The organism is Inquilinus limosus (assembly GCF_002195995.1).
GTDB lineage: Bacteria > Pseudomonadota > Alphaproteobacteria > DSM-16000 > Inquilinaceae > Inquilinus > Inquilinus limosus_C.
The window spans coordinates 17,742-40,914 of record NZ_NHON01000012.1 but is presented as its reverse complement, the minus strand read 5'-3'; the positions used below and the strand labels follow the sequence as shown (position 1 = coordinate 40,914).

Sequence of the window (23,173 nt, the reverse complement as noted above, 5' to 3'; positions counted from 1 at the left end):
CGGCCTCAGCCGCCGCGCCGAGCGACCAGCACAGCGCCCAGTACCAGCAGCACCGCGCCGAGGATCGGCAGCGCCTGGGCCGACAGCGCCGGGGCGCCGGGCTTCAGCTGGTCCGCCGCCAGCCCGGCCACCAGTTGGCTGGCCACCAGCACGGCGATGGTCGGCGCCGCGCCCAGCCGCTGGTAGCCGAGGATCCCGGCGAAGACGAAGAAGGAGCCGAGCAGCCCCGGCAGCAAGGCCCAGGGGCGCAGCGCCGACGCGGCCTCGGCCACGCCGCCCGGGCCGGTGCGCAGCAGCAGCAGGGAGAGCAGCAGCGTCAGCCCGACGGCGGAATTGGCCACCAACGCGACCAGCACGGTCGGGGCCGACAGCGTGATCCGGACCATCAGCAGGTTCTGCAGCACCAGGCAGATTCCTGCCGCGGCCAGCAGCGCGACGGTGGCGACGGCGCCCATCAGCCCCGCCCGCCCGGGCTGGCGCGGCCGTCGAGCCGCAGCTGCAGGAAGGCCAGGTCGAGCCAGCGGCCGAACTTCGCCCCGACCTCGCGCAGCACCCCGGCCGGCTCGAAGCCGAGGCTCTGATGCAGCCGGATCGATCCGGCGTTGCCCGCCTCGATGCCGGCGACCATGACATGCTTGCCCAGGGCCGCGGCCCGCACGATCAGCTCCCGCATCAGCGCCCGGCCAACCCCGCCGCCGCGCCGGTCGCGGCGGACATAGACCGAATGCTCGACGGTGTGGCGATAGCCGTCCCAGGCGCGCCAGTCGCCGAAAGAGGCGTAACCCGCCACCTGCCCGTCATCATCGACCGCCACCAGCACCGGATAGCCCAGGCGCCGGCGGTCGGCCAGCCAGGCGGCGCGGTCGGCGGCGTCGACCACGGTCTCGTTCCAGATCGCCGTCGTGTGGACCACGGCGTCGTTGTAGATCTCGAGGATGCCGGGGATGTCCCCGGTCTCGGCGTCGCGGATGCGCATCTCACCCTGCCTGCGGCTTTCAACACGCTCCAGATATCGCGCGTCCCGCTGCGCAGTGCACTTTAGTGATACGCATGGCGCCTATGGTCCACTATAGTGGACCATACCATGAGCCCCGACGGCATCGACCGGCGCATCGGCGCCCGCATCCGCATCGAGCGCGAGAGCCGCGGCTGGTCGCTGTCCGACCTCGCCGCCCGCGCCGGCATCTCCCGTGCCATGGTGTTCAAGGTCGAGCGCGGCGACAGCAGCCCGACCGCCAACCTGCTGGGCAAGCTGTCCGGCGCCTTCGGCCTGAGCATGTCGACGCTGATGGCGCGGGCCGAGATGCAGCAGGGCCGGCTGTCGCGGAAGGCCGATCAGCCGGTGTGGACCGACCCGCAGACAGGCTATCTGCGCCGCCATGTTTCGCCGCGCACCGACCTGCCGCTGGACCTGGTGCGGATCGAGCTGCCGGCCGGGCGCGAGGTGCCGATGCCGGCCTCGGCCTACGCCTTCCAGCGCCAGCTGATCTGGGTGCTGGAGGGGGAACTCGTCTTCGTCGAGGGCGCCGTGCGGCACGAGATGGCCGTGGGCGACTGCCTGGAGCTGGGCCCGCCGGTCGACTGCGTCTTCCGCAACGACAGCGACCGACCCTGCACCTATGCCGTGGTGGTGCTGCGCCAGCCGTGAGCGGCGTCAGGGTCCGGCGAGCGGGAAGCCCTGGAACGGCTTGATCTCCTTCAGCACGAACATGGTCTGCATCTCCTTGATCCCGGGCAGGCGGCGGACCACGGCCATGGCGAAATCGGCATAGCTGTCGAGGTCGGGGGCGACGACCTGCAGCAGGAAGTCCGAATCGCCGGCGATGCTGTAGCAGGCCACCACCTCGCGGATCTGGCGGACGCTCTCGGAGAACTCCTCCGCCTCCTCGGCGCTGTGGCTGTCGATCCTGACCCGGATGAAGGCGAGGACGCCGAGGCCGATGCGCCGCCGGTCCAGCACCGCGCGGTAGCCCTGGATCACCCCCTCCTCCTCCAGCTGCCGCACCCGGCGCCAGCAGGGCGAGGTCGACAGCCCGACCGCGGCCGACAGCGCCTGGTTGGTCAGGCGGCCGTCCTGCTGCAGGGCGGCGAGGATGCGAAGGTCGACCGGCTCGAGCGGGCTGGACATGATCTACCTGGATACAGGGTAATATGGGTAGATCTTACCGAAATCGTCGACTCCAGCACAATCATAGGCAGGATCATCCAGCAAGCCGGCGCTATCCTTCCAGGCAAATCCATCGCCCCGAAAGCCGCCATGACCCAGGATCTGCGCCTCGCCATCGTCGTCAATCCGGAGCTGCCGCTGGGGCTGGTCGCCAACACCGCCGGCGCCATCGCCATCGGCCTGGGCGCCACGGTGCCGGCCCTCGCCGCGCGCCGGCTGACCGATCGCGGCGACCGCAGCGTCGACATCATCTCCAGCCAGCCCGTGCCGATCCTGCAGGCCAACGCGGCGGCGATCCGGGCGCTGCTGCTGAAGGCGCTGGCAGGACGCGACGAAGGGGCCGGCGAGCACGCGGTGGTGCCGTTCCCGGCCTTCGCCCGGTCGCAGCACGTCTATGCCGAGTACGAGGCCGGCTTCCCCGACCGCGACCTGGCCGAGGAGACGATCGACGGGCTGGGCCTCGCCGGCCCGGCGAAATGGGTCCGCTCGCTGACCGGCGCGCTGAAGCTGCTGCGCTAGGCCTGCGCCGCCAGGGCGGCGGAGAGGCCGTCGAGCGAATCGCTCCGGAGGACCACGTCGGGGCGGACGTCGAACCCCAGCGTCTCGGTCAGCTGGGCGGCAAGCTGCACCGCCAATATGGAATTGAAACCGCCACCGAAGAGGCTCGCATGGGGGTCGATATCCTTGGCCTCGACGCCCAGAAGATTGGCCAGAAGGCCTCCGGCGGTCGCCTGGATCTGCTCTTTGGTCGGCGTGCTCATGCTCATGTTCCTTTGCGCCAATGTGGAGGACTATGAGGGCCGTGGGTATCGCGGCTGCTGGTAATTCGTCCAGTTTCATTACCAAGAAATCCGCTGCGGACATAGAAGATCGTGCAATGCCATCCGCCTTTAACTATCAGATCCGAAGTAATTTCAATAAAATTGAAATCAGTGCAAAAAACATCATACCCGGCGATGTCGAAATCCAGCGCCGCGGGATAATCGGAGCGATGACCGGCGGACCGGCCCGCCGGTCGGCTCGGCCCTGCAGGGCGCACCCGTTCATGCGCTGCGGCGGCTATCCTGGTAGGAGGTCCGAATGACGATCCGCACCCGCACCGCACGGCCGGAGGACCGGGAGCCCCTCGGCGCCCTGAAGCTGCGCGCCTCGCTGGCCTGGGGCGACCATGTCGAGGCGCTGCGGGCGATGCCCGAGGCGGGGCAGGTCCCCGCCGAGCATCTGCCGGCGATCATCGTCGCGGAATGGGACAGCGCGATCGCCGGCTTCGCCACGGTGCTGCCACGCGACGACGGCGGGGCCGAGCTGGAGGACCTGTTCGTCGACCCCACTGCCTGGGGCCGGGGCATCGGCCGGCGGCTGGTGGCGGAGGCCGAGGCGCGCGCCGCCCGGCTCGGCGCCCGCGCCCTGCACGTTGTCGCCGGCGACCGGGCCCGCCCCTTCTACGAGCGCTGCGGCTTCCGGGTCACCGGCGCGGTGACGACCGATCTCGAGTCCGCCTCGGCGCTGCGGAAAGACCTCCGCTGAGGCGCGAAGCCGGGGCTGAGCCCCGGCTATTCCGCAGGCTTGGGATGGGCGGCCGGCTCGTCCTCCTCGACCATGCGGTGATGGTCGCGGGCGAGGTAGGTGTAGACCATCGGCACCACGAACAGGGTGAACAGCGTGCCGATCGACATGCCCGACGCGATCACCAGCCCGATCGAGAAGCGCGCCGCGGCGCCGGCGCCGGTGGCGTAGAGCAGCGGCACCACGCCCAGCACCATCGCCGCCGTGGTCATCAGGATCGGCCGCAGCCGGATCGCCGCCGCCTGCTCGATCGCCTCGCGCCGCGACAGGCCCTGCCGCTCCTGCAGCGAATTGGCGAACTCCACCATCAGGATGCCGTGCTTGGTGATCAGCCCGACCAGCGTGATCAGGCCGATCTGGGTGTAGATGTTCAGGCTGGCGCCGGTGAGCTGCAGGATCGAGCCGACATTCAGCACCGCCAGCGCGCCGAAGATCGACAGCGGCACCGACATCATGATGATCAGCGGGTCGCGGAAGCTCTCGAACTGCGCCGCCAGCACCAGGAAGATCACGATCACGGCGAAGGCGAAGGCGATCATCACCGTGTTGCCCTCGGTGATGTACTGCCGGGAATCACCCTCATAGTCGTAGGTGACGCCGCGCGGCAGGATGCGGTCGGCGGTCTGCTGCAGGAAGGTCAGCGCCTGGCCGAGCGTGACGATCACCGGCGTCGGCACCGCCTGGATGGTCGAGCTGTTCAGCTGGTTGAACTGGTCGTAGGAGTTCGCCGTCGCCTGGGTCTTCAGCGTCACCACCGAGGACAGCGGCACCAGGTCGCCGCCGGAGGTGCGGACGAAGTACTTGTTCAGCTCCTCCGGGTTCAGCCGGCTCTCCTGCGCCACCTGCGGGATCACCTTGTAGCTGCGGTTGTCGCGGTCGAAGCGGCCGATGTCGTTGCCGCCGAGCATGACGTTCAGCGTGGTGCCGACATCGTCCATGTTGATGCCCAGCGCCGCCGCCTTGTTGCGGTCGATCTCGACCGACAGCTCCGGCCGGTCGAAGGCCAGGGTGGCGCTGGCGAACAGGAACATGCCGCTCTTCCGGGCCTCGTTGGCGACCTGCTCCGCCAGCTCGTAGACCAGCTGGGGCGACCCCGGGGCCTTGATCACGAATTGCACCGGCGGGCCGCCGCCGGAGCCGGGCAGCGCCGGCGGAGCGGTGGCAAAGCCCTCGACCCCGGCGATGCCGCCGACCACGCCCTGGACCTGGGCCTCGATCTCGGCGCCGCTGCGGGTGCGCTGGCTCCACGGCTTGAAGGTCATGCCGCCGAAGGCGGAGGACAGCGATTCGGCGCCGGTGACGGCGAAGATCGCGTCATGCTCCGGGATCGCCTGCAGGTCCTTGATCAGCTTGTCGCTGAACCGGTTCATGTATTCGAGATTGGCGTAGCGCGGGCCGTTCATGATCATGAACACGAAGCCCTGGTCCTCCTTCGGCGCCAGCTCGCTCGGCGTCTTCATGAACAGGAAGACCGAGGTGGCCAGCAGCACGATCGCCAGGAAGGCGGTGACCGGGCGGTAATTCAGCGAATGGTGCAGCCGGCGGCCGTACCAGCCCTGCAGCCGGGTGAAGAAGCCGTCGACCGCGCGCTGGAACCGGCCGCCGCCCTGGCCGTGCGGCTTCAGGAGCTTGCTGGTCATCATCGGCGACAGGGTCAGCGCGACGATGCCGGAGATGATGACGGCGCCGGCCAGGGTGAAGGCGAATTCGCGGAACAGCGCCCCGGTCAGGCCGGTGGCGAAGCCAATCGGGGCATAGACGGCGGCGAGCGTGATGGTCATCGACACCACCGGCCCGGCGATCTCCGCCGCGCCTTTCAGCGCCGCCTGCCTGGGCGTCAGCCCCTCCTCGATATGGCGGTGGATGTTCTCCACCACCACGATGGCGTCGTCGACCACCAGGCCGATCGCCAGCACCATCGCCAGCAGCGTCAGCGTGTTGACCGAGTATCCCAGGGCGTAGAGGCAGAACAGCACGCCGATCAGCGACAGCGGGATGGTGACGACCGGGATGACCACGGCGCGGAACGAGCCGAGGAACAGCAGGATCACGACCACGACGATCACCACCGCCTCGGGGATGGTCTTGCCGACCTCCCAGATCGAGGCCTCGATGAACTCGGTGGCGTCGTAGACGATCTCGGCGTGCATGCCCTCCGGCATCTGCCGCTCGATGTCGACCATCGCCGCGCGGACATTGGCCGCCGTGGTCAGCGGGTTGGCCGCCGGGGTCGGGTTGATGGCGACGAAGATCGCCTCGCGCCCGTTGAAGGTGACGCGGGCATCATAGCTCTCGCTGCCGAGCTCGACCTTCGCCACGTCCTTCAGCCGCACGATGTTGGTGCCGTCCGACCGCACCACCAGGTCGCCGAAGGCCTCGGGCGTGCGCAGGGTGGTGTCGGTGCGGATGGCGAAGGTGACCAGCTCGCCCTCGGTGCGGCCCGGCGCCGACTGGAAGTTGTTCGCCCGGATCGCGGTCACCACGTCGGCCGCCGTGACCTTGCGCGACGCCAGCCGCACCGGGTCGACCCAGACCCGCATGGCGAAGCTCTTGGCGCCCAGGATCTGGGCGTCGGCCACGCCCTCGGTGGTGGCCAGCTGCGGCTGCACCACGCGGGTGATGTACTCCGTCACCTCCTCGGGCGACATCCGGTCGCTGTTCAGCGCGATGTACTGGATCGCGATCTCCTGGCCGGTGCCCTTCAGCACCACCGGGTCCTTCGATTCGGTCGGCAGGTCGTTGCGGACCTGCTGCACCTTGGTCAGCACCTCGGTCAGCGCCGCATCCGGGTTGGCGTTCAGCTTCATGTGCACCGACACGGTGCTGACGCCCTGGACCGAGGAGGAGGTGACGTAGTCCAGCCCCTCGGTGCTGGCCACGGCCTGCGCGATCGGGGTGGTGATGAAACCCTGCATCAGGTCGGCGCTGGCACCGGGGTAGGAGGTGGTGATCTTGATCACCGTCTCCTCGGTCTTCGGGAACTGGCGCACCGGCAGGGAGGCCAGGCCCTGCAGCCCTAGCAGCAGGATCAGCAGGCTGATCACCGAGGCCAGCACCGGCCGGCGGATGAAGATCGAGGTGAAGTTCATGGCGGTCCCCCTTCCCGGCCGGGATTACGACCCGGCTTGCGCCGGGCGGGTGGGGTCGACCGAGTTGTCGATCACCACCGGGAAGCCGTTCTGCAGCTTGAGCTGGCCGGAGGTGACGACCTGGTCGCCGACCTTCACGCCCTCGACGATCTCGGCGATGGCGCCCTGGCGCTGGCCGACCCGGACGAAGACCTGCTCGACCGTCAGCTGCGGCCCGGCCGGCGCCTGGCCCTGCTGGCCACCCTCGCCGCCCGCTGCCGCTGGCTGCGCCGGCTGGCCGTCCTCGGCCTTCTTCTCGCGGATCACGAAGACGGTGTCGCCGTAGAGGCTGAAGGTGATCGCGGTCTGCGGCACGGTCACGACGTTCGGCCGCTCGGGCAGGATCAGCCGGACATTGGCGAAGAAACCCGGTCGCAGCTTCAGGCCGGGATTGTCGATGGTGGCCCGCACCTTGACCATGCGGCTGGCGGCGTCGACCACCGGCTCGATGCCGCTGACCTGGCCGTGGAACACCTCGTCCGGGAAGGCGTCGGCCCGGATCTCGACCTTCTGGCCCTGGCTGATCCGGCTGAACGCCTGTTCCGGCAGGGTGAAGTCGGCATAGACTTGGTCCAGGCGCTGCAGCGTCACCAGCGGGTCGCCGGCGGCGACATAGCGGCCGACATCGATCTTGCGGATGCCGACGATGCCGGGGAACGGCGCCGCCACCGCCTTCTTGTCGATCGTCGCCTGGGCGCGGGCGATCTGGGCCTGGGCCTTCAGGAGCTCGGCATTGGCGTTGTCGAGGTCGGATTGCGGGGCGTTGCCGCGCGAGCGCAGCGACGACACCCGGTCCAGGGTGCGCTTCGCCAGGTCCATCGCCGCCTGGTACAGGCGCAGATCGGCCTGATCGATCGAATCGTCAAGCTGGACCAGCCGCTGGCCGGCCTGGACGGTGTCGTTGGCCTTGAAGTCGATCGACTTGACCGTGCCCGGCACCTCGAAGGCGACGTCGATGCCCTCGACCGCGGAGATCGAGCCGATGCCCTCGAGATAGTCGGTCCAGGTCTTCGCCTCCGCCTTGGCGGCCGAGATCGGCACCGGCGGCATCTGCTGGCCGGCGAAGAATGCCGCCACGCCCTGGTCGCGCATCACGTTCATGCCGACCAGCGCGCCGACGACGATGACCAGGCCGATCCCGACCAGGAAGAAGCGGAGAATCATGTGGGAACCGTCTCCCTGCCTGCAGCAGATCGTTGCCGGGCCATGCCGTGAATCGAGAGGCGCGCCACCATACACCAGACTGTTACAGTTGACATAATCGGAAACATACATGCCTGTACGTCATAGGTAACCGACAGATCCATGCGCGGATCGCATCGCTTCGGCACCGTTGCCGCGCCGGCGCCATCGGCCTTCGCATCCGCCCTCGCACCGACTAAGGTGCCGGTGGGACTGGACGGGACCCCGCGCCATGCAAGTCTATCTGCCGATCGCCGAGGTCTCGGTGAACGCCCTGCTGATTCTCGGCATGGGCGGGCTCGTCGGGTTCCTGTCCGGCTTGTTCGGCGTCGGCGGTGGCTTTTTGATGACGCCGCTCTTGATCTTCATCGGCATCCCGCCGGCGGTCGCGGTCGGCACCCAGGCGAACCAGTTGGTCGCGGCCAGCGTCTCGGGCATGCTGGCGCATTGGCGGCGCGGCAATGTCGACGTGAAGATGGGGCTGGTGCTGCTGGCCGGCAGCGTGATCGGCAGCGTGCTGGGCGTGCGCCTGTTCGGCCTGTTGCAGCTGCTGGGCCAGATCGACCTGGCCATCAACCTGTTCTACCTGCTGTTCCTGGGCGGCGTCGGCGGGCTGATGCTGGTCGAGAGCGTGCGGTCGATGCTGCGCCAGCGCCGGTCGCCCGGGCAGCGGCGCAAGCTGCACAAGCATGGCTGGTTCCACGGCCTGCCGTTCAAGACCCGGTTCCCGAAGTCGCGGCTCTACATCAGCGCCCTGGCGCCGATCGCGATCGGCGCGCTGGGCGGCTTCCTGACCGCGATCATGGGCATCGGCGGCGGCTTCATCCTGGTGCCGGCGATGATCTACCTGCTGGGCATGCCGGCCTCGCTGGTGGCCGGCACCTCGCTGTTCCAGATCATCTTCACCACCGCGCTGGTGTGCTTCCTGCAGGCGCTGCAGAACCAGACGGTCGACGTGCTGCTGGCCCTGCTGCTGCTGGCCGGCGGCGTGATCGGCGCCCAGTTCGGCACCCATGCCAGCGGCCGGCTGCGCGGCGACCAGGCCCGTGCCCTGCTGGCCACGCTGGTGCTGATCATCTGCGTCAAGGTGGGGTTTGACCTGATCGGCACGCCCGCCGACCTGTTCACCGTCGCCATGCGCCGGGGGGGCTGAGGCCGTGCGGCACCTCCTCCTCGCCGTCGCCGTCTGGGCCGCGGCGCTGGGCCTGTGCCGGCCCGGCGCCGCCCAGGATTTGGTGGCCGACCTGTCCGACCACGTCATCGCCATCAACACCGGCTTCACCGGCACCAAGGTGCTGCTGTTCGGCGCCACCGAGGGCGAGGGCGACGTGGCGGTGGTGGTGCGCGGCCCGGTCGACCGCGCCACGGTGCGCGAGAAGGACCGCGTCGCCGGCATCTGGCTGAACCATGCCAGCATGAAGTTCAGCAACGTGCCCGGCTTCTACGCCGTCGCCGCGAGCAAGCCGCTGGAGCAGCTGGCGCCGCCCAATGTGCTGGAGCGCGCCGGCATCGGCCTGCGATACCTGCAGCTGACGGTCAGCGAGGACGACCGCGAGGCCGGGCCGGAGGCGATCGGCGCCTATCGCGACGCGCTGATCCGCGGCCAGCAGCGCAACGGCCTGTATGTCACCGACACCGGCCAGGTCAGCTTCCTCAGCGGCCGGCTGTTCCGCACCCGGATCGACTTCCCGGCCAATGTCCCGACCGGCCAGTACCAGGTCGAGGCCTATCTGTTCCGCGGCGGCCAGGTGGTCGACGCCCAGACCACGCCGCTGATCGTCGGCAAGGTCGGGCTGGGCGCCGAGATCTACGAGTTCGCGCAGGACGAGCCGGCGCTGTACGGGCTGGCCGCCATCATCGTGGCCGTCGCCGCCGGCTGGCTGGCCAGCGTCGTCTTCCGCCGCGCCTGATCCCTTCCCATCTATCGAGGGAACCATGACAGACAACGCCCCAGAGACCCCGAAGACGGAGATGCCGCGCATCTTCCTCGTGGTCGTCGACAACACCGAGGAGTGGCGGGCGGCGCTGCGCTACGCCTGCCGCCGGGCCCAGCACACCGGCGGCCGGGTGGCCCTGCTGCACGTCATCAGCCCCAGCGAGATCCAGCATTGGGGCGCGATCGAGGACGTGCTGCGCGAGGAGGCCCGGCACGAGGCCGAGCAGCGGCTGCAGCGGGTGGCGCGCGAGGTCAACCAGCTGACCGGCACCATCCCGATCCTGCACATCCGCGAGGGCGCGGCGCGGGACGAGCTGCTGGCGTTGATCGCCGAGGAGCCGTCGATCTCGGTGCTGGTGTTGGGCGCCGACACCACCTCCTCCGCCGGCCCCGGACCGCTGATCCAGTACCTGACCAGCAGCAAGGCCATCGCCCGGCTGCGGATCCCGCTGACCATCGTGCCGGGCAACCTGACGACCGACGCGATCGACGCGCTGACCTGACCCGCCCGCTTCCGCACGGCCGGCCGCTTGACGCCGCCATCCCGCGGTGGCATCCGAGCGTGACGGGTGCCGGCAGGCCCTGCCTTCGACGAATCGAGACATGGACGAGCCAGACAGTCGTCCCGACCGGGACGAACCACAGAGGCGACCCGACCGGATCGCCCCGCCAGGGAACGGACGGCCCAGCGCCGCGCCGGCCGAAGGGCCCCGCTAGACACCGCGGCCCCCGGCCCGGTGATGCGCCGGCCGCAGGGGACAGACCGCGATGCTGCGCATCTACACGCTTTCGAACACCCATTTCACCCCGGTCGAGCCGGTGGAGGGCGCCGGCTTCCCCACGGATACGGTCTGGATCGACCTGTTCAACCCGACCGCCGAGGAGGAGCGGCTGGCCGAGAAGCAGCTGGGCCTGTTCCTGCCGACCCGCGAGGAGATGCAGGAGATCGAGGCGTCGAGCCGGCTGTACCAGGAGGATGGCGGCATGTTCATGACCGCCAGCGTGCTCTACGCCACCGAGACCGACGCGCCGGGAACCGCCCCGATCACCTTCGTGCTGAAGGGCCAGACTCTGGTCACCATCCGCTATGCCGAGCCGAAATCCTTCGCCGGCTTCATCGCCCATGCCGAGCGCCAGCCGATGCTGTGCCCGACCGGCTCGGCCACGCTGATCGGCCTGCTGGAGGCCATCGTCGACCGCACCGCCGACATCCTGGAGCGGGTCGGCGGCGAGGTCGACGTCCTGTCACAGCGGATCTTCAAGGTGAACGAGTCGGTGCACCGCCGCACCACCAACGAGGAGCTGGAGGCCAATCTCAAGCAGATCGGCCGCAGCCAGAACCTGGTGTCGAAGGTGCGCGAGAGCCTGGTCAGCCTGGCCCGGCTGCTGAGCTTCCTGGCGGTCGGCGACGCCACCAAGGACAAGGCCTTCCGCATCCATCAGAAGAGCCTGAGCCGGGACGTGCTGTCGCTGACCGACCACGCCACCTATATCGGCAACAACATCACCTTCCTGCTCGACGCCTCGATGGGGATGATCAACATCGAGCAGAACGCGATCATCAAGATCTTCTCGGTCGCCGCGGTGGTGTTCCTGCCGCCGACGCTGGTGGCCAGCATCTACGGCATGAACTTCGACATCATGCCCGAGCTGAAATGGGCGGTCGGCTATCCCTTCGCCCTCGGGCTGATGGTCCTGTCCGCCGTCCTGCCGTATCTATGGTTCAAGCGGAAGGGCTGGCTGTAGACTGGCCGGAACGATCTGAAGATAGGCGGGAGGTGTCCATGTCCAAGACCCGCGTCTTGAAGCTGCTCGGAACCGACGCCGGCCAGATCGTCCGGTTGCCGGCGGACTTCCGGTTCAACGGCGACACGGTCTATGCGTCCCGCGATGCCCGCACGGGCGATGTCACTCTGTCCGAGCGGCCAGGTGCTGATAGCTGGAAACAGTTCTTCGAGCTGATGCGCACGATCGACGTCCCCGACGATTTCATGACCGAGCGTCCGATGAATGCTCTCCCGCGGGATGAAATCTTCCCAAAATAGCCCTGCTTCTTCCTTGTCCCCCCTCCCCTTGCGGGAGGGGGGCAGGGGGAGGGGTCTGCGCGCGTCCGCGCGCAAATGCGTATGGAATCCGCTTTTCCGTCCAGCCTGGTCCACGGCGGTCTGGGCCGGAGCAGACTGCGAAAACCCCCTCCCCCTAGCCCCCTCCCGCAAGGGGAGGGGGGACTCGCTGAGCCGATGATCGAGCTGCGCCATCTCCGCTACTTCGTCGCCGTGGCCGAGGAGGGGCATGTCACCCGCGCGGCCGAGCGGCTGGGCATGCAGCAGCCGCCGCTGAGCCAGCAGATCAAGGCGCTGGAGCAGGCGCTGGGCGTGCCCCTGCTGCACCGGCTGCCGCGCGGCGTGCGGCCGACCGAGAGCGGGCTGGTGCTGCTGGCCGAGGCCCGCGCCGTCCTGGCCCAGCTCGACCGCGCGCTGGAGACGGTGCGGCGCACCGGGCGGGGCGAGCTGGGGCGCGTCGCCGTCGGCTTCACCAGCTCCGCCGCCTTCCACCCCTTCGTCTCCGCCGCCATCCGCGGCTTCCGCGAGGCCGCGCCCGGGGTCGAGATGGCGATGGAGGAAGGCAGCACCGGCGAGCTGGTCGCGGCGCTGCGGGCAGAGCGGCTGGATGCGGCCTTCATCCGCTCGCCGGTCGGCGACGCCGCCGGCCTCGTGGTCGAGCCGCTGCTGGACGAGCCGATGGTCGCGGTGGTGCCGGCCGGCCACCCGCTGGCCGGGGAGGCCAACCCGATCCCGCTGGCCGCTCTGGCCGGGCAGCCCTTCGTGCTGTATCGCCGCCCGAGCGGGCCGGGACTCTACGATTCGATCATCGCCGCCTGCCGTGCCGCCGGCTTCAGCCCGCGCATCGCGCAGGAGGCGCCGCGGCTGGTGTCGACGCTGAGCCTGGTCGAGGCCGGGCTGGGCGTGTCGATCGTTCCGGCCTCGATGGCCCGGCTGGACGCCGGCGGCGTCGCCACGCTGCGCCTGGCCGCGCCCCCGGTCGCGCCGCTGCACCTGGCCCGCCGCGACGCCGAGCCGCTCGGCGCGACCCGGCGCTTCGTCGAGCATGTGCGAGGGATGGTTGAGGCTTAACGAGAGAAGCGCTTGGCTCCGGCGACGCAGAGGACGACGGCGGCGGCACAGCCGACCAGGCCCCAGCCGACCGGCTCGTGCAGCAGCGTCGCCGCCAGGGCCAGGCCGAAGAAGGGCTGCAGCAGTTGCAGCTGGCCGACCGCGGCGATGCCGCCGAGCGCCAGGCCGCGATACCAGAAGATGAAGCCGATCAGCATCGAGAACAACGAGACATAGGCCAGCGCCACCAACGCCGGCCAGCCGACCGCGGCCCAGGAGGACGGCCAGGTCAGCAGCGATGCCGGCAGCGATAGCGGCAGCGAGAGCAGGAGCGCCCAGGAGATCACCTGCCAGCCGCCGAGCCGGCGCGACAGCCGGGSGCCCTCGGCATAGCCGAGGCCGCAGACCAGGATGGCGGCCAGCATCAGCCCGTCGCCGAGCGGCGACGCCTCCGCCCCCTGGCGCAGCGCATAGGCGGCGACGATGACGGCGCCGAGCACCGAGAACACCCAGAAGGCCGGCCGCGGCCGTTCGCCGCCGCGCAGCACGCCGAACAGCGCCGTCGCGATCGGCAAGAGGCCGATGAAGACGATGGCATGGGCCGAGGTGACGTAGCGCAGCGCCAGCGCCGTCAGCAGCGGGAAGCCGACCACCACGCCGAGCGCGACCACGACCAGCGGCCCGATATCCGACCGCTCCGGGCGGCGCGGCCGCAGCGCCAGCAGCATGGCGGCGCCGAGCACGCCGGCGATCGCCGCGCGGGCCAGGGTCAGGAACAGCGGGTCGAGGTCGAGCACCGCCACCCGGGTCGCCGGCAGCGAGCCGCTGAAGATGAGGACGCCGAGCAGGCCGTTGATCCAGCCCGCCGCCGCCTCGTTCGAAGATCCGTCCATGGTCGTTCGTATCGCCTGCATGATGCCGGTGACCTTCGCGCCCGGCGACGGCGCCGGCCAGAGATGGTACAGTACGGTTTTACCGAACTGTCCTGGTCCGGAGTCCGGTACGGATGCTCGATCTGGTTCCCGCGCTGCGCGACGGCGCCACGCTTGTTTCCACCGTGATGGACACGATCCGGCAGCGGATCGAGAGCCGGGCTTTGGCGCCGGGCGCCAAGGTGCCGTCGATCCGCCGCCTGGCCGAGGCGCTGGGCGTGTCGAAATCGACCGTGGTCGAGGCCTATGATCGGCTGGCGGCGGAGGGCGCGATCGCCGCCCGCCCCGGCTCCGGCTTCTACGTCGCCCGCCGGGCGCAGCCTTTGACCCTGGCCGAGCCTGGCCGGCGGCTGGACCGGACCATCGATCCGCTGTGGATCGCCCGCCAGTCGCTGGAGACGCCGGAGCCCGGCGCCGGCCCGGCGCTGAAGCCCGGCTGCGGCTGGCTGCCGGCCGATTGGATGCCCGACCCGGCGATCCGCCGGGCCCTGCGCGGCCTGGCCCGGTCGGAGGGCGAAGGCCTGGTCGACTACGACTCGCCGCTCGGCTTCGCCCCCCTGCGCCGGCACCTGGCCGGCCGGCTGGCAGAGCGCGGCATCGCCGCCGAGGCCGGGCAGATCCTGCTGGCCGATGGCGGCACCCAGGCGATCGACCTGATCGGCCGCTTCCTGCTGGAGCCCGGGGACGCCGTGCTGGTCGACGACCCCTGCTACTTCAACTTCCTGGGCGTGCTGCGCGCCCATCGGGCCAAGGTGATCGGCGTGAAGCGCACCCCGTCCGGGCCGGACCTTGACGCCTTCGCCCGCGCCGCGGCGGAGCACCGGCCGAAGCTCTATGTCACCAACGCCGCGCTGCACAACCCGACCGGCGCCAGCCTGGCGCCGCAGGTCGCGCACCGGCTGCTGACCCTGGCCGAGGCGCATGATCTGGTGGTGGTCGAGGACGACATCTTCGCCGATTTCGAATCGGAGCCGTCGCCGCGCCTGGCCGCGCTGGACGGGCTGCAGCGCGTGATCCATATCGGCAGCTTCTCCAAGACCCTGTCGGCGGCGGTGCGCTGCGGCTTCATCGCCGCCCGGCCGGACTGGGTCGAGGGGCTGACCGACCTGAAGCTGGCCACCAGCTTCTCCAACGGCGCGCTGGCGGCGCGGCTGGTGCACCGGCTGCTGACCGATGGCAGCTACCGCCGCCATGTCGAGGGGGTGCGTGGCCGGCTGGCGCGGGCGATGGGCGAGACCGCGCGGCGTCTTGGCGCCCTCGGCCTGATGCCCTGGGTCGAGCCGCGCGGCGGCATGTTCCTGTGGGCGGCCTTGCCCGACGGGCTCGATTCGGCGGAGGTGGCGCGCCGCGCCCTGGCCCGCGACGTGGTGCTGGCACCGGGCGACGTGTTCAGCCCCTCCCGCGGCGCCGGCCGCTACCTGCGCTTCAACGTCGCCCAGTCGGCCAGCCCGCGGGTGTTCGCGGTGCTGGAGGAGGCGATGCGGGCGTGAGTCGCCGCACGGGGAATTTGCGTTGCCTCTCCCGCCTGCCCCTCGCCGTCATTGCGAGGAGGCGAAGCCGACGAAGCAATCCATGCCGCCGCTCTTGCTGACCCATGGATTGCTTCGCTGCGCTCGCAATGACGGTGTTGGGACTCTGAAAAGGTCCCGCAAGCGGGAGAGGCACCGCAAAACAGGGGCCACCCCCCAAAGCAAAAGGGCGCCCCAATCGGGACGCCCTTCTGTCTTTCGAAACCGAATCGTCGGTCAGGCCAGCTCGGGTTCCTTGGCCGCGTCGTCGGAGGAGGCCGGGGCGGTCGGGTTCTCGATGTACTCGAACGCCAGGGTCTCGCCGTCCGCCGCCACGTCGACCCGGACCTGGCCGCCCTTGACCAGCTTGCCGAACAGGAGCTCGTTGGCCAGCGGCTTCTTGATGTGCTCCTGGATCACCCGGGCCATCGGCCGGGCGCCGTAGAGCTCGTCATAGCCGCGCTTGACCAGCCACTGCCGCGCCGCCGAGGACAGCTCGATGGTGACGTGCCGGTCGGCCAGCTGGGTCTCCAGCTGGATCACGAACTTGTCGACCACCTGGGCCACGATCTCCGGCGTCAGATGGCCGAAGGCGATGGTGGCGTCGAGCCGGTTGCGGAACTCCGGCGTGAACATCCGGTTGATCGCCTCCGTCCCCGCATCGTCCTTGCGGCTGGCGCCGAAGCCGATCGACTGCTTGGTCAGCTCGGTGGCGCCGGCATTGGTGGTCATGATCAGGATGACGTTGCGGAAATCGACCGACTTGCCGTTGTGGTCGGTCAGCTTCCCGTGATCCATGATCTGCAGCAGGATGTTGAAGACGTCCGGATGCGCCTTCTCGATCTCGTCCAGCAGCAGCACGCAGTGCGGGTGCTGGTCGACCGAATCGGTCATCAGGCCGCCCTGGTCGAAGCCGACATAGCCCGGCGGGGCGCCGATCAGCCGGCTGATCGAATGCCGCTCCATGTATTCCGACATGTCGAAGCGGACCAGCTCGATGCCGAGCAGCTTGGACAGCTGGCGCGCCACCTCGGTCTTGCCGACGCCGGTCGGGCCGGAGAACAGGTAGTTGCCGATCGGCTTCTCCGGCTCGCGCAGCCCGGCGCGGGCCAGCTTGATCGCCGCCGAGAGGGCGTCGATCGCCTGGTCCTGGCCGAACACCAGCGTCTTCAGGTCGCGGTCCAGTGTCTGCAGCAGTGCCTTGTCGTCGCGGCTGACGCTCTTCGGCGGGATGCGGGCGATCTTGGCCACCACCGCCTCGACGTCGCGCATGCCGATGGTCTTCTTCCGCCGCGACGGCGGCAGCAGCATCTGCGCGGCGCCGGCCTCGTCGATCACGTCGATCGCCTTGTCCGGCAGCTTGCGGTCGCCGATATAGCGGGCCGACAGCTCCACCGCGGTGCGGATCGCATCGGCCGTGTAGCGCACCTGGTGGTGCTTCTCGTAATAGGTCTTCAGCCCCTGCAGGATCTTGATCGTGTCGTCGATCGTCGGCTCGTTGACGTCGATCTTCTGGAACCGGCGCACCAGGGCGCGGTCCTTCTCGAAGTAGTTCCGGTATTCCTTGTAGGTGGTCGAGCCGATGCATTTCAGCGCGCCCGAGGCCAGGGCCGGCTTCAGCAGGTTGGACGCGTCCATCGCCCCACCGGAGGTGGCGCCCGCGCCGATCACGGTGTGGATCTCGTCGATGAACAGCACCGCACCGGGCAGGTTCTCCAACTCGGTCATCACCGCCTTCAGCCGCTCCTCGAAGTCGCCGCGGTAGCGGGTGCCGGCCAGGAGCGCGCCCATGTCGAGCGCGAAGATGGTGGCGTCGGCCAGCACCGGCGGCACCTCGCCGTCGACGATGCGGCGGGCCAGCCCCTCGGCGATCGCGGTCTTGCCGACCCCGGGGTCGCCGACATAGAGCGGGTTGTTCTTCGAGCGGCGGCACAGGATCTGGATCGTGCGCTCGATCTCGGCCTCACGGCCGATCAGCGGGTCGATCTTGCCCTTCGACGCCTTCTCGTTGAGGTTGACGCAATAGGTCCTGAGCGCCTCCGAGCCCTTCTTCACGACCTTCTCCGCCTGCGCATCCTCATCCGCGCCCGAGACCGGACGCGATTCGCCGGCCCCGTTGCCGCTGGCACCGCTGCGGGCCCCGCCCGAGGCGCCGGCCTTGGCGATGCCGTGGCTGATGTAGTTGACCGCGTCGAAGCGGGACATGTCCTGCTCCTGCAGGAAGTACACCGCGTGGCTCTCGCGCTCGGAGAACAGGGCGACCAGGACGTTGGCGCCGGTCACCTCCTCCCGCCCGGAGGACTGGACGTGGATCGCGGCGCGCTGCAGCACGCGCTGGAAGCCGGCGGTCGGCTTCGCGTCCTCGATTCCGTCGATCTTCAGCGTCGCGAGCTCGGTGTCGATGTAGCCGACGAGGTCGCGGCGCAGCTTTTCGAGATTGACGCCGCAGGCCCGCATCACGGCCACGGCATCCTGATCCTCGGACAGCGCCAGCAGCAGGTGCTCGAGCGTGGCGTACTCGTGCCGTCGCTCATTGGCGAAAGCGAGGGCCCTGTGCAGCGTCTGCTCCAAATTCCGCGAGAGCATCGGTCGTCCCCATGCCGGGAGGGCCCGCCAGACCTCTGGTCAGGCCTTCTCAAGAATACATTGTAGAGGATGCTGATTGCGGCGCGCGAAGTCCATCACCTGCGCCACCTTCGTCTCCGCCACCTCGTAGGTGAAAACGCCGCAGACGCCCACACCCCGACGGTGAACATGGAGCATGATGGTGGTGGCTTCCTCGCGGCTCTTCGCGAAGAAGCGTTCCAGGACATGGACGACGAACTCCATCGGCGTGTAGTCGTCGTTCAGCATCAGGACCTTGTACATGGACGGCTTCTTCGTCCGTGGCCTGGTCTGGACGACGACCCCGGTGCCGGCGTCGTTGCCGCCTCCTTGATCATCCTTCCGTTCGGTGTCGCTCATGGATATGGGATGCGTTCTGCCGGTTTTGAACCCGACCATGATGATAGTGCCGCGAGACCCGGAGTTGTAGGCCCGCGATGCGGAAAGAATGCGGATGGCTGAAATGCGAACGGCCCCGGCGACAGAGTCGCCGGGGCCGTCGGGCCGTTGATCCGGGGAGGAGGTCGGATCAGGCGGCGATCGGCTTGGACAGGGTCTCGACCGCGACGTTGACGCGGGCCGCGATCGGCGCCACGGCGTCGTTGGTGACCTTCAGGCCCAACTCCGACAGCTTGCTGCTCTCGGCGACGAAGCCGTCGAAGGCAGTCTTGCTGTAGGTCGACTGCAGGTCGACGACCTCGCGCAGGGTCTTGGCGGCGAACAGCGAGCGGGTCGCCTCGGCGGCCTGCTCGGCGGCGCCGTGCTGCAGGGCGAACCAGGCGCGGGTCAGCTGCTCGGTGCCCTGGGCGAAGACCGAAGCCGACGCGAACACGGCGTCGACATTGCCCTTGGCGAAGGCGACGAGGTCGTCGAAGCCCTTGGTCGCGGCCTGGGTGGCCTTCTCGAACTGGTCCTTGGACAGGGCGAGGCCCTGGGCGACATTCTTCTCGACGGTGGCCTGGGTGGCCTTGACGGTGTCGTTCACGGTGTCCCTCACGGTCTCGATGTTGGCGTCGACGGCGGCGATCTTGGTCGCGCCGGCACGGCTCTTGGCGGTGGTCATGACGAGCGGCTCCATAATGCTTGCAGCCGTCTGTCGTCGCCCGGGGCGCCGCCCAGCCATGCTGCACTGCAACATGCCGCCTTTATGAGCAGATCGATTCGATCTGTCAACGTTTTTTGTGCAGTGCAACATGTCCGATGAAACCGGAAGCCGATTGCCCGCGGACAGGTGATCCTGCCAGGATATCTGCAACCGTGCGGATGTCGCGGACCGGTATCTTTTTGCCGAGTTCACGATTTGGTTTATGGACAAAAATCAACGGGTTAATTTACACTTCTGAAATCACGCCTGAACCAAGATCCGCAAGTGGCGTGGAGCGGGGGGTTTGGCATGGCACGTTTCTTTGCGCGATCGGCGGCAGCCCTGCTTGCCTGCCTTGCCCTGGCGCTGCTGCTGCCCGCCCAGGCCGGAGCGGCACCGCGCTTCGCCGCTTATGTCATCGACGCGCGCACCGGCGAGGTGCTGCACGAGGAAAACGCCAACCAGCAGCTGTACCCGGCGTCGCTGACCAAGCTGATGACGCTGTACCTGACCTTCCGCGCCCTGGATAAGGGCGACCTGACCCTGGACACCCGGCTGGCGGTGTCGGGATACGCCGCCTCGCAGTCGCCGACCAAGCTGGGCCTGCCCACCGGGTCGCGCATCCGGGTCGAGGATGCGGTGCTGGGCCTGGTCACCCAGTCGGCCAACGACGCGTCGGTGGTGCTGGCCGAGGCGATCGGCGGCAGCGAATCCCGCTTCACCCGGATGATGACACAGCAGGCCCGGGCGCTGGGCATGAGCCGCACCAATTTCAGCTCGACCAACGGCCTGCCGGACCCGGACAACGTCTCGACCGCGCATGACATGGCGGTGCTGGCCCGGGCGCTGATCAGTGACTATCCGCAGTACTACCCCTATTTCGCGACCAAGAACTTCCGCTACCGCGGCCGCAACTTCCCGAACCACAACCGGCTGATGCAGTCCTATGCCGGCATGGACGGGATGAAGACCGGCTATATCCGCGCCGCGGGCTACAACCTCGTCGCCTCCGCCGTGCGCGGCCGCACCCGGCTGATCGGCGTGATCTTCGGCGGCACCAGCCCGATCATGCGCAACGCCAAGATGGCGGAGCTGCTGGACGAGGCCTTCGAGTCGCATGAGGGCACCGGCGCCTATGTCGCCCAGGTCCCGGCCGCGGCGGCGCCGCGGGTGGCGTCGGCGGGCCCGTTCGCGCCGCCGCTGCCCGACCGCCGGCCGGACGATTTGGCGGAGGGGACCCTGGTGGCCGCAGCCGAGGGCGAGGGCGATGCCGAGGATGACGGCGCGGTCGGCAACGACGGCATCGGCGCGATGATCGCGCTGCACGCCGCGGCCCGCCCCCGGGCGCAGAAGGTGGCCTTCGAGCCGGTGCCGCGCGCCCTGGCCGACGTGCCCCTGCCCAAGCCCCGCCCGCTGCGTCGGCACCGCTGAGGCCGGTCCAGCCGCCCTTCCCCGATTGTCATCCTCGGGCTTGACCCTGGATTGTCGGGTCAAGCCCGGCAATGACACAGGAGGGATGGCGGGTAGAGGGGCCCCTACCCCCGCAGCGTGCCGCCCTGCTTCTCGACCGCGGCGACGATCTTCTTGCCCACGGCCTCGATCGCCTCGTCGGTCAGGGTGGCCTCGACCGGCTGCAGCGTCACCGCCAGGGCCAGGGACTTGCGGCCTTCCGCCACGCCCGGGCCGCGATAGACGTCGAACAGGGCGACATCGGCGACCAGCGCCTTGTCCGCCCCCTTCGCCGCCTTGAGGATGCGGTCGGCCGGCACCTCTTCCCCGACCACGAAGGCGAAGTCGCGCACCACCGGCTGGAAGGCCGCGAGCTTCAGCAGCGGCTTGGCCGTGCCGGCCTTCTTCTTCGGCTGCGGCACGGCGTCGAGGAAGACCTCGGTGCCGACCACCGGCCCGTCGACCCCGAGATCCGACAGGATCGCCGGGTGCAGCTCGCCGAAATGCGCCAGCACCGTCGGGCCCAGCCGCAGGCAGCCGGAGCGGCCCGGATGGTACCAGTCCGGCGCGTCGGTCGAGACCGCGAGGTTGGCCACCGGCGCGCCCGCCGCCTCCAGCGCCGCCATGGCGTCGGCCTTGGCGTCGAACACGTCGACCGGTCGCGGCGGCTGCACCCAGTGGCGCGGGCCGCTGGCACCGGCGCGGACCGCCGCGGCGACCATGGCCTGGCCGGTCTCGGTGGCGTCGCGATAGGCGGGGCCGATCTCGAATAGCGCCGCGTCGGGCAGGCCGCGCGCGGCGTTGCGGCCGGCGGCGCGGATCAGGTTCGGCAGCACCGAGGGACGCATCGTGTCGAGGTCCGACGCGATCGGGTTCAGCAGCTTCAGCCCGGTGTTCTGGAAGCCGAACAGGGCGGCATCGCGGCCGTCCATGAAGGACCAGGTCACCGCCTCGTCCAGGCCGCGGGCGGCGAGGGTGCGCCGCACCAGCTCGCGCGCCTTCTGCGACGGGCTGAGCGCCGGCTGGGTCAGCGAGGTCAGCTTCGGCAGCGGCACCGCCGGGATGGCGTCGTAGCCGTTGACCCGCAGCACCTCCTCCACCAGGTCGGCCTCGCCCCCGACATCGCCGCGCCAGGACGGCACCGCCGCCTGGATCAGCCCGTCGGCGCCGTTGGAGACGCCGAAGCCGAGCCCCGACAGGATCGCCACCTGCCGGTCGCGCGGCACGTCGAGGCCGCCCAGGCTTGCCACCCGCGCCGGGCGCAGGGTCAACGTCCGGTGCCAGTCGGGCTCACGCCCGGCGACCACGAGTTGAGAAGCCTCGCCGCCGCACAGCTCCAGGATCATCCGGGTCGCCTGCTCCATCCCGGCGATCACCGCCGCCGGATCGACGCCGCGCTCGAAGCGATAGCGGGCATCGCTGTTGATGCCGAGCGCGCGGCCGGTCATCGCCGTGCGCACCGGGTCGAACAGCGCCGCCTCGAGGATCACGTCGGTGGTCTGATCGGACACGCCGGTCGAGGCGCCGCCCATGATGCCGCCGAGGCTGAGCGGGCCGGTGTCGTCCTCGATCACCGTGGCGCCGGCGCCCAGCGTGTAGGTCTTGTCGTTCAGGGCGGCCAGCGTCTCGCCGCCCTTGGCCAGGCGCAGCTTCAGGCCGCCCTTGACCTTGCCCTGGTCGAAGACGTGCAGCGGCCGGTTGCGGTCGAAGGTGAAGAAGTTGGTGATGTCGACCAGCACCGAGATCGGCCTGAGGCCGATCGCCTTCAGCCGCGCCTGCAGCCAGGCCGGGCTGGGACCGTTCCTCACCCCGCGGAACACCCGCGCCGCGAACATCGGGCAGGCCGCGCCGGCATCGGCCGGGAAGTCGAGATCGACCGTCAGGTCGGTGCGGAAGCGGCCCTCGACCGGCGTCTCGTCGAGCGGCTTCAGCGTGCCGAGGCCGGCGGCGGCGAGGTCGCGGGCGATGCCGCGGATGCCGGCGCAGTCGGCCCGATCCGGGGTCAGCCCGATCTCGATCACCGGATCGTCCAAGCGGCGCCAGGCGGCGAAGGAGGCGCCGAGCGGCGCGTCGTCCGGCAGGTCGATGATGCCGTCATGCTCGTCCGACAGGCCGAGCTCGCGCTCCGACACCAGCATGCCGTTTGAGGCCTCGCCGCGGATCGTCCCGGCCTTGAGGTCGACCTTGGTGCCGGGGATGTAGGAGCCGGCGGGCGCGAACACGCCCTTCATGCCGGTGCGGGCATTGGGCGCGCCGCACACCACCTGGACCTCGCCCTTGCCCGTATCGACGATGCAGACCCGCAGCCGGTCGGCATTCGGGTGCTGCACCGCAGACTTCACGTAAGCGATGGTGAAGGGCGCCAGCTCGGCGGCCGGGTCCTCGACGCCGTCGACCTCGAGGCCAAGGCTGGTCAGCGTGTCGGTGATCTCGCCCAGGGAGGCCGTGGTGTCGAGATGGTCCTTGAGCCAGGACAGGGTCAACTTCATGGTCTCGGTCTCGCA

22 protein-coding genes are annotated in these 23,173 nt (G+C 69.6%); 11 read left to right on the top strand and 11 right to left on the bottom strand.

The window, feature by feature from the left end:
• Positions 1-5: 5 nt before the first annotated feature.
• Both BWR60_RS08965 and BWR60_RS08960 read right to left on the bottom strand, forming a co-directional pair.
• Complete coding sequence (locus BWR60_RS08965) at positions 6-455, bottom strand: DMT family transporter (RefSeq protein ID WP_088150664.1); 450 nt, start codon at positions 453-455, stop codon at positions 6-8.
• Positions 455-976: a GNAT family N-acetyltransferase gene (locus BWR60_RS08960; protein ID WP_088150663.1), complete on the bottom strand. Its 522-nt coding sequence runs from the start codon at positions 974-976 to the stop codon at positions 455-457. The genes BWR60_RS08965 and BWR60_RS08960 overlap by 1 nt, the downstream gene beginning before the upstream one ends.
• 108 nt (positions 977-1,084) lie before the next feature.
• Here BWR60_RS08960 and BWR60_RS08955 point away from each other — a divergent pair, with 108 nt between their 5' ends.
• On the top strand, positions 1,085-1,648 hold the full coding sequence (locus tag BWR60_RS08955; protein ID WP_088150662.1) for a helix-turn-helix domain-containing protein: 564 nt from the start codon (positions 1,085-1,087) through the stop codon (positions 1,646-1,648).
• 6 nt (positions 1,649-1,654) lie between these two features.
• Here the strand turns inward: BWR60_RS08955 and BWR60_RS08950 are convergent, their stop codons facing one another.
• The gene (locus BWR60_RS08950) at positions 1,655-2,128 is read right to left on the bottom strand and encodes an Lrp/AsnC family transcriptional regulator (RefSeq protein WP_088150661.1); all 474 of its coding nucleotides are present in this window, start codon (positions 2,126-2,128) and stop codon (positions 1,655-1,657) included.
• Positions 2,129-2,257: 129 nt separating this feature from the next.
• Here BWR60_RS08950 and BWR60_RS08945 point away from each other — a divergent pair, with 129 nt between their 5' ends.
• Positions 2,258-2,686 carry a DUF2000 domain-containing protein gene (locus BWR60_RS08945; RefSeq protein ID WP_088150660.1) on the top strand — a complete coding sequence of 143 codons (429 nt, stop codon included), beginning with the start codon at positions 2,258-2,260 and terminating at the stop codon, positions 2,684-2,686.
• Here BWR60_RS08945 and BWR60_RS08940 read toward each other — a convergent pair.
• The gene (locus BWR60_RS08940) at positions 2,683-2,928 is read right to left on the bottom strand and encodes an acyl carrier protein (protein WP_179221690.1); all 246 of its coding nucleotides are present in this window, start codon (positions 2,926-2,928) and stop codon (positions 2,683-2,685) included. The genes BWR60_RS08945 and BWR60_RS08940 overlap by 4 nt on opposite strands.
• Positions 2,929-3,247: 319 nt before the next feature.
• Between BWR60_RS08940 and BWR60_RS08935 the strand changes: the two genes are divergently transcribed.
• On the top strand, positions 3,248-3,694 hold the full coding sequence (locus BWR60_RS08935) for a GNAT family N-acetyltransferase (RefSeq protein ID WP_088150658.1): 447 nt from the start codon (positions 3,248-3,250) through the stop codon (positions 3,692-3,694).
• Positions 3,695-3,720: 26 nt separating this feature from the next.
• Here the strand turns inward: BWR60_RS08935 and BWR60_RS08930 are convergent, their stop codons facing one another.
• Positions 3,721-6,822: an efflux RND transporter permease subunit gene (locus tag BWR60_RS08930; RefSeq protein WP_088150657.1), complete on the bottom strand. Its 3,102-nt coding sequence runs from the start codon at positions 6,820-6,822 to the stop codon at positions 3,721-3,723.
• A 24-nt stretch (positions 6,823-6,846) separates the two neighbouring features.
• Positions 6,847-8,025: an efflux RND transporter periplasmic adaptor subunit gene (locus BWR60_RS08925; protein ID WP_179221689.1), complete on the bottom strand. Its 1,179-nt coding sequence runs from the start codon at positions 8,023-8,025 to the stop codon at positions 6,847-6,849.
• 250 nt (positions 8,026-8,275) lie between these two features.
• Here BWR60_RS08925 and BWR60_RS08920 point away from each other — a divergent pair, with 250 nt between their 5' ends.
• The 6 genes from BWR60_RS08920 (at position 8,276) to BWR60_RS08895 (ending at position 13,113) form a co-directional block, all read left to right on the top strand.
• Entirely contained in the window at positions 8,276-9,196 is a 921-nt protein-coding gene (locus BWR60_RS08920) for a sulfite exporter TauE/SafE family protein (RefSeq protein WP_088150655.1), read from the top strand.
• A 4-nt stretch (positions 9,197-9,200) separates the two neighbouring features.
• On the top strand, positions 9,201-9,953 hold the full coding sequence (locus BWR60_RS08915) for a TIGR02186 family protein (protein WP_088150654.1): 753 nt from the start codon (positions 9,201-9,203) through the stop codon (positions 9,951-9,953).
• Positions 9,954-9,978: 25 nt separating this feature from the next.
• A complete protein-coding gene (locus tag BWR60_RS08910; RefSeq protein ID WP_230982999.1) occupies positions 9,979-10,482 on the top strand; it encodes a universal stress protein in 504 nt (167 codons plus the stop codon).
• A gap of 265 nt (positions 10,483-10,747) precedes the next feature.
• On the top strand, positions 10,748-11,725 hold the full coding sequence (gene corA / locus BWR60_RS08905; RefSeq protein ID WP_088150652.1) for a magnesium/cobalt transporter CorA: 978 nt from the start codon (positions 10,748-10,750) through the stop codon (positions 11,723-11,725).
• Positions 11,726-11,763: 38 nt separating this feature from the next.
• Positions 11,764-12,024, top strand: a complete 261-nt coding sequence (locus BWR60_RS36920) for an antitoxin (RefSeq protein ID WP_088150651.1) — start codon at positions 11,764-11,766, stop codon at positions 12,022-12,024.
• A 195-nt stretch (positions 12,025-12,219) separates the two neighbouring features.
• Positions 12,220-13,113 carry a LysR family transcriptional regulator gene (locus BWR60_RS08895; RefSeq protein WP_088150650.1) on the top strand — a complete coding sequence of 298 codons (894 nt, stop codon included), beginning with the start codon at positions 12,220-12,222 and terminating at the stop codon, positions 13,111-13,113.
• Here BWR60_RS08895 and BWR60_RS08890 read toward each other — a convergent pair.
• On the bottom strand, positions 13,110-13,985 hold the full coding sequence (locus BWR60_RS08890; RefSeq protein WP_088150649.1) for a DMT family transporter: 876 nt from the start codon (positions 13,983-13,985) through the stop codon (positions 13,110-13,112). The two genes, BWR60_RS08895 and BWR60_RS08890, sit on opposite strands and share 4 nt — an antisense overlap.
• A gap of 113 nt (positions 13,986-14,098) precedes the next feature.
• On the opposite strand from BWR60_RS08890, the gene BWR60_RS08885 reads away from it, so the two are divergent.
• Complete coding sequence (locus tag BWR60_RS08885) at positions 14,099-15,514, top strand: PLP-dependent aminotransferase family protein (protein ID WP_218823414.1); 1,416 nt, start codon at positions 14,099-14,101, stop codon at positions 15,512-15,514.
• Between the two features lie 255 nt (positions 15,515-15,769).
• On the opposite strand, the gene clpA is transcribed toward BWR60_RS08885, so the two are convergent.
• The 3 genes from clpA to BWR60_RS08870 all read right to left on the bottom strand — a co-directional run bounded on the left by clpA (position 15,770) and on the right by BWR60_RS08870 (position 19,199).
• Positions 15,770-18,118, bottom strand: coding sequence for an ATP-dependent Clp protease ATP-binding subunit ClpA (gene clpA / locus BWR60_RS08880; RefSeq protein ID WP_088150648.1), 2,349 nt, complete (start codon positions 18,116-18,118; stop codon positions 15,770-15,772).
• A gap of 39 nt (positions 18,119-18,157) precedes the next feature.
• Positions 18,158-18,496, bottom strand: a complete 339-nt coding sequence (clpS, locus tag BWR60_RS08875) for an ATP-dependent Clp protease adapter ClpS (RefSeq protein ID WP_179221688.1) — start codon at positions 18,494-18,496, stop codon at positions 18,158-18,160.
• Between the two features lie 169 nt (positions 18,497-18,665).
• Positions 18,666-19,199, bottom strand: a complete 534-nt coding sequence (locus BWR60_RS08870; protein WP_179221687.1) for a phasin family protein — start codon at positions 19,197-19,199, stop codon at positions 18,666-18,668.
• 330 nt (positions 19,200-19,529) lie between these two features.
• Here BWR60_RS08870 and BWR60_RS08865 point away from each other — a divergent pair, with 330 nt between their 5' ends.
• On the top strand, positions 19,530-20,651 hold the full coding sequence (locus tag BWR60_RS08865) for a D-alanyl-D-alanine carboxypeptidase family protein (RefSeq protein ID WP_088150645.1): 1,122 nt from the start codon (positions 19,530-19,532) through the stop codon (positions 20,649-20,651).
• Positions 20,652-20,755: 104 nt separating this feature from the next.
• Here the strand turns inward: BWR60_RS08865 and pheT are convergent, their stop codons facing one another.
• Positions 20,756-23,158 (bottom strand): phenylalanine--tRNA ligase subunit beta, encoded by a 2,403-nt coding sequence (pheT, locus tag BWR60_RS08860; RefSeq protein WP_088150644.1) that lies wholly within the window; start codon positions 23,156-23,158, stop codon positions 20,756-20,758.
• Positions 23,159-23,173: the final 15 nt, after the last annotated feature.

What these genes read in the sequence shown, in the direction of transcription:
- BWR60_RS08965 (WP_088150664.1), bottom strand. Translation starts at nt 455, where the DNA reads ATGGGCGCCGTCGCCACCGTCGCGCTGCTGGCCGCGGCAGGAATCTGC.
- BWR60_RS08960 (WP_088150663.1), bottom strand. Translation starts at nt 976, where the DNA reads ATGCGCATCCGCGACGCCGAGACCGGGGACATCCCCGGCATCCTCGAG.
- BWR60_RS08955 (WP_088150662.1), top strand. Translation starts at nt 1,085, where the DNA reads ATGAGCCCCGACGGCATCGACCGGCGCATCGGCGCCCGCATCCGCATC.
- BWR60_RS08950 (WP_088150661.1), bottom strand. Translation starts at nt 2,128, where the DNA reads ATGTCCAGCCCGCTCGAGCCGGTCGACCTTCGCATCCTCGCCGCCCTG.
- BWR60_RS08945 (WP_088150660.1), top strand. Translation starts at nt 2,258, where the DNA reads ATGACCCAGGATCTGCGCCTCGCCATCGTCGTCAATCCGGAGCTGCCG.
- BWR60_RS08940 (WP_179221690.1), bottom strand. Translation starts at nt 2,928, where the DNA reads ATGAGCACGCCGACCAAAGAGCAGATCCAGGCGACCGCCGGAGGCCTT.
- BWR60_RS08935 (WP_088150658.1), top strand. Translation starts at nt 3,248, where the DNA reads ATGACGATCCGCACCCGCACCGCACGGCCGGAGGACCGGGAGCCCCTC.
- BWR60_RS08930 (WP_088150657.1), bottom strand. Translation starts at nt 6,822, where the DNA reads ATGAACTTCACCTCGATCTTCATCCGCCGGCCGGTGCTGGCCTCGGTG.
- BWR60_RS08925 (WP_179221689.1), bottom strand. Translation starts at nt 8,025, where the DNA reads ATGATTCTCCGCTTCTTCCTGGTCGGGATCGGCCTGGTCATCGTCGTC.
- BWR60_RS08920 (WP_088150655.1), top strand. Translation starts at nt 8,276, where the DNA reads ATGCAAGTCTATCTGCCGATCGCCGAGGTCTCGGTGAACGCCCTGCTG.
- BWR60_RS08910 (WP_230982999.1), top strand. Translation starts at nt 9,979, where the DNA reads ATGACAGACAACGCCCCAGAGACCCCGAAGACGGAGATGCCGCGCATC.
- corA (WP_088150652.1), top strand. Translation starts at nt 10,748, where the DNA reads ATGCTGCGCATCTACACGCTTTCGAACACCCATTTCACCCCGGTCGAG.
- BWR60_RS36920 (WP_088150651.1), top strand. Translation starts at nt 11,764, where the DNA reads ATGTCCAAGACCCGCGTCTTGAAGCTGCTCGGAACCGACGCCGGCCAG.
- BWR60_RS08895 (WP_088150650.1), top strand. Translation starts at nt 12,220, where the DNA reads ATGATCGAGCTGCGCCATCTCCGCTACTTCGTCGCCGTGGCCGAGGAG.
- BWR60_RS08885 (WP_218823414.1), top strand. Translation starts at nt 14,099, where the DNA reads ATGCTCGATCTGGTTCCCGCGCTGCGCGACGGCGCCACGCTTGTTTCC.
- clpA (WP_088150648.1), bottom strand. Translation starts at nt 18,118, where the DNA reads ATGCTCTCGCGGAATTTGGAGCAGACGCTGCACAGGGCCCTCGCTTTC.
- clpS (WP_179221688.1), bottom strand. Translation starts at nt 18,496, where the DNA reads ATGAGCGACACCGAACGGAAGGATGATCAAGGAGGCGGCAACGACGCC.
- BWR60_RS08870 (WP_179221687.1), bottom strand. Translation starts at nt 19,199, where the DNA reads ATGACCACCGCCAAGAGCCGTGCCGGCGCGACCAAGATCGCCGCCGTC.
- BWR60_RS08865 (WP_088150645.1), top strand. Translation starts at nt 19,530, where the DNA reads ATGGCACGTTTCTTTGCGCGATCGGCGGCAGCCCTGCTTGCCTGCCTT.
- pheT (WP_088150644.1), bottom strand. Translation starts at nt 23,158, where the DNA reads ATGAAGTTGACCCTGTCCTGGCTCAAGGACCATCTCGACACCACGGCC.